This is a genomic window from Streptomyces viridiviolaceus, assembly GCF_014650995.1.
Lineage (GTDB): Bacteria > Actinomycetota > Actinomycetes > Streptomycetales > Streptomycetaceae > Streptomyces > Streptomyces viridiviolaceus.
This window is the reverse complement of the sequence record NZ_BMWA01000032.1, coordinates 1-4,229: the sequence shown is the minus strand read 5'-3', so window position 1 is coordinate 4,229 and position 4,229 is coordinate 1. Positions and strand designations below refer to the sequence as shown.

Below are 4,229 nucleotides of genomic sequence, written 5' to 3'. Positions count from 1 at the left end.
CGGCCACTTTCGGACGCCGGGAACACCCGGAACCCCGGCACCGGCGGGCACCGCCTGCGCCCACCCGCACCACCCCAACGGCACCGCCCGCAGGCTCGGCCACTTTCGGACGCCGGGAACACCCAGAACCCCAGCGCCGCGGGTACCGCCTGTGCCCGCCCGTGCCGTCCCGGTGGCACCGTCCGCAGGCTGGTCGTGACGTCACTCCCCCGGCCACCGCGGCGCCCGCTTCTCGTTGAACGCCGCCACCCCTTCCGCCCGGTCCCCGGAGAACGCCACCGCCCGCCACGCCGCGTCCTCCACCTCCAGCCCGGCCCGCAGATCCAGCCCGTGCCCGAGCCGCAGCGCCCGCTTGGCCGCACGCAGGCCGACCGGCGAGTTGGCCGCGATGCGGGAGGCGAGGGCCAGCGCCTCCTCCCGGTCCCGCCCTTCCTCCACCAGCTGGTCCACGAGCCCCAGCTCCCGCGCCTCCACGGCCTCCACCCGCCGTCCCGTGAAGACCAGCTCGGCGGCCCGCGCCGCCCCCACCCGTCGCGGCAGCAACTGCGTACCGCCGCCGCCCGGGATCACCCCCACGGACACCTCGGGCAGTCCCACCACCGCCGTACGGTCGGCCACGATCACGTCGCAGGACAGGGCCAGTTCGAACCCGCCCCCCAGCGCGAACCCGTGCACCGCCGCGACCGCGGGCACCGGCAGCTCCAGCACCCCGGTGTAGGCACCGCGCGTCACCGGCCGCTGGCGCAGCAGTTCGGCGTCGCTGAACGAGTTCCGCTCCTTCAGATCGGCTCCGACGCAGAACGCCCGCTCATGGGTCGAGGTCAGCACCACCACCCGTACGCTCCGGTCCTCGCCCAGCGCCGCGCAGGCCTCGGCGATGGACCGGGCCATCGCGGTCGAGACCGCGTTCATCGCCTTCGGCCGGTCGAGCGCGAGCTCCGCGACATGCCCGTCCCCGTGCCGCCGCACCAGGACGAACTCTCCGAACCGCTCCTCGCTCATGACACCCTCCCGGTTAACGCGGGTTAACAAGTTGACCGCTCCGATCATCGCAGGCGGGACGACTGCGGGAAAGGCCGGACGCGCTCCGTCCCGCACCGCCGCCGCTTACCCGTTCGAGTGACAAACCGCCGACTCCCGCACCCTCGCCCGCGGCAGCGCATACCGTCGCCCCACCCCGGCGCATCGGGGGCGCGTACGCGCGGGGAGGGAACATGACGACGACGGACACCCCGACCGAGCCGCGGCGACCGTGGGGGCGCCGCGGCCGCCACCGCAGACCCCGTCCCCGGGCGCTCCTGCTCGCCGCCGGCGGCCTCGTTCTCGCGGCCGGCGCCCTGAGCCTCGCCCACCTCACACCCGAGCCGGGGATCGGCGGCGGCCCCGACACCGAGGCCGGGCCGCGTCCCGCCGCCGGCGCGGAAACGGGCCGGACGGTCACCGCACCCGTCGGCGCCGCGACCGCGCCCGAGGCGCGTCCGTCGGCGACCTCCGTCATGGGCGCCCTCAGCACACCCCCGACCACGGGACTCATACCGGCGCCGTCCGAGGGCACCACCTCGGCGGCTCCCCGCCCCACGACCACGACCGGTTCCGACGCCCCGGACCCGTCCGCCGCCCCCGGCACCGATCCGACCGCCGCGCCGGACCCGAAGAACCCGGCGCCCGCGCCCACCTCTCACCCGCCCGGCCCACAGAGCCCCGCGCCGACCCCGGCACCGAGCCGCGGCACCCCGCCCGCCGCGCCGCCCGACCCGGACCGTCCCGGTCTGTGCGTGCCGGTCGTCGGGCTGTGCGTGGACCTGCTGGACGGCCCCGGCGACTGACCGGCCTACGCCTGGTCGCCCCGCCGGTTGAGCAGCCACGGCTCGACCACTCCGAGGCCACGCACCGGCCGCTGCCACATGGGCTGGAGCGCGAAGCGGTACGCCGGCGGCTCCTCGCCCTCCTTCTCGGCGGTGGCCGCCGCCTCGGCCGCCTCCGCCTCGGAGGCCGGGGCGTCCCCCGTGCGGATCAGCTCCTCCGCGAAGGCACTGTCGACGAGGACGGCGTCGCGCGGGGCTATCGAGGTGAGCCGGGAGGCGAGGTTGACGGTCGTACCGAAGACATCGCCCATTCGGGTGGTCACCGTGCCGAAGGCCATACCGACGCGCAGCTCCGGCATCGTCTCGTCGCCCGCCATCGTCTCGATGAGGCGCAGCGCGATCTCGGCGGCCGTGCCCGCGTCGTCGGCGGCGTAGAGCACCTCGTCGCCGAGGGTCTTGATCAGCCGCCCGCCGCGCGCGGCCACCAGGTCGGCGGCGGTGGTCTCGAACGCCTCGACCAGCTCGCCGAGCTCCTCCTCCTCCATGCGGCGGGTCAGCCGTGTGAACCCGACGAGGTCCGCGAACCCGACCGCGAGCCGCCGGTCGACCATCTCGTCGTCGTCGGCGCCCTGCACGACCCGGCCCGCCGAGGCGGCGAGCTGTCGCCGCCAGACGTAGACGAGGAACTCCTGCAGTTCGGGCAGCAGCAGCTCGACGATGGGGTAGGTCACCTCGGTGCGCGTCATCCCGGGTTCGGGAGGCTCGGTCAGCCCCTCCAGGAAGGAGTCGATCTGCCACTCGGCCAACCGGGCGGTGGTCTGCCCGGTGGACCGGGCCACCTGCACGGCCATGGCCTCGCTGAGCAGCCCCGCCTCCACCAGACCGGCCAGCCGCCGCAGGGCGAGGACGTCGGCCTCGGTGAGCGCCTTGGCCTGGCCGATGTCGGCGAAGCCCATGGCCCGCCAGAAGCGGGAGGCCAGTTCCATGGAAACGCCCGCGCTGCGCGCCGCCTGGAAGGGGGTGTAGCGGCGCTCCGCGCCCAGGATGAGCCCTTCCAGGCGCAGTGCGAGCGGGTCCTCGCCGGGATCGGCGGGCTGCTCCACCCGGCCGTCCCCGTCCGCGCCGGAGCCCGTGTCGTCGACGCTCACGCCTGCTGCCCTTCCGATCTGCCGCGGTCAGGTATCGACCGGCCACAACTTTACGTCAGGTGTGCCCCAGCTCACTCCCGAGAGCAGCCGCACCGCGGCCTGCGGGCAGCCGTGCCCCACGGTGCCTGAGCGGCCCGGAAGCATCCGGGGGACGCCCACGCGGGAGGCGCGCCGCCGGCGCCCGGCCGCGCACGTCTCAGGCCGGCCGCAGGTGCACGATGTCCCCCGCGCCCACCGGCTCCTGCACCCCCGCCTCCGTGGCGAGCACCAGCCTGCCGTCGCCGTCCACGGCCACCGCCTCCCCGACGATCGCCCGGTCCCCCGGCAGCTCGGCCCGCACCGTCCGCCCGAGGGTCGCGCATCCGGCCGCGTACGTCTCCTGCAGACCGCTCGCCGCCGGGTCGCCACCGGCCGTCCGCCACCGCCCGTACCAGTCCTCCAGTGACCGCAGCACGGCCCGCAGCAGCGGATCCCGGTCGGTGCCCACGGCCCCCGCCAGCGCCAGCGAGCCCGCCTGCGGGACCGGCAGTTCCTCCGTCCGGAGCGTGACGTTGATGCCGACGCCGATGACGACCCCGTCCGCGCCGGCCCGCTCCACGAGGATCCCGCCGGCCTTGCGCTCCTCGCCGCCGACGGTCACCAGCAGGTCGTTGGGCCATTTCAGGGACGTGTCGACGCCCGCGGCCCGGGACAGCCCGGTCGCCACCGCCACGCCGGTGAGCAGCGGCAGCCAGCCCCAGCGGGTCACCGGCACCTCGGCGGGTCGCAGCAGTACGGAGAAGAAGAGGCCGGAGCGGGCCGGAGCGGTCCACTGCCGCTCCAGGCGGCCCCGCGCGGCGGTCTGCTCCTCGGCGACGAGCACCGCACCCTCGTCCGCCGTCCCCTCGACGGCTCGGGCCACCAGGTCGGAGTTGGTGGAGCCGGTGCGCTGCACCACGTCCACCTGCCGCCACAGCGCGCCCTCCCGTACCAGCCCCCGGCGCAGGGCGGTGACGTTGAGGGGCGGGCGGTCCAGGTCGGACCACCGGCTGTCGTGGGCGTCGGAGTCGTCTCGTGGCGTCATGCAACCCACACTAGGTGTGGGAAAGACCGCACTGCCGATCGGTAGGCACCCCACTACGCTGCGGATGAGTAACCGTCCCCCCTTTTGAGCAGGCAGGGAGCCGCATCCCGATGTCCGAGCCGGAAGAGCAGCAGCCCGACATCCACACGACCGCGGGGAAGCTCGCGGATCTGAGGCGCCGTATCGAGGAAGCGACGCACGCCGGTTCGGAAC

At 75.2% G+C, this 4,229-nt stretch carries 4 protein-coding genes; 1 reads left to right on the top strand and 3 read right to left on the bottom strand.

The features are described 5' to 3' along the window. Window positions 1–201: 201 nt before the first annotated feature. Complete coding sequence (locus IE260_RS34275; RefSeq protein WP_189879082.1) at window positions 202–1,002, bottom strand: enoyl-CoA hydratase/isomerase family protein; 801 nt, start codon at window positions 1,000–1,002, stop codon at window positions 202–204. Window positions 1,003–1,214: 212 nt separating this feature from the next. Here IE260_RS34275 and IE260_RS34270 point away from each other — a divergent pair, with 212 nt between their 5' ends. Further along, the gene (locus IE260_RS34270; protein ID WP_229881588.1) at window positions 1,215–1,826 is read left to right on the top strand and encodes a hypothetical protein; all 612 of its coding nucleotides are present in this window, start codon (window positions 1,215–1,217) and stop codon (window positions 1,824–1,826) included. Window positions 1,827–1,831: 5 nt separating this feature from the next. Here IE260_RS34270 and IE260_RS34265 read toward each other — a convergent pair whose 3' ends face one another. Further along, window positions 1,832–2,953, bottom strand: coding sequence for an adenylate/guanylate cyclase domain-containing protein (locus IE260_RS34265; protein WP_189879080.1), 1,122 nt, complete (start codon window positions 2,951–2,953; stop codon window positions 1,832–1,834). 196 nt (window positions 2,954–3,149) lie between these two features. After that, entirely contained in the window at window positions 3,150–4,016 is an 867-nt protein-coding gene (locus tag IE260_RS34260) for a biotin--[acetyl-CoA-carboxylase] ligase (protein WP_189879078.1), read from the bottom strand. Between the last annotated feature and the right edge of the window lie 213 nt (window positions 4,017–4,229).

Bases quoted from the DNA above. Each gene is read 5' to 3' on its own strand.
- IE260_RS34260 (WP_189879078.1), bottom strand. From the start codon at position 4,016: ATGACGCCACGAGACGACTCCGACGCCCACGACAGCCGGTGGTCCGAC.
- IE260_RS34275 (WP_189879082.1), bottom strand. From the start codon at position 1,002: ATGAGCGAGGAGCGGTTCGGAGAGTTCGTCCTGGTGCGGCGGCACGGG.
- IE260_RS34270 (WP_229881588.1), top strand. From the start codon at position 1,215: ATGACGACGACGGACACCCCGACCGAGCCGCGGCGACCGTGGGGGCGC.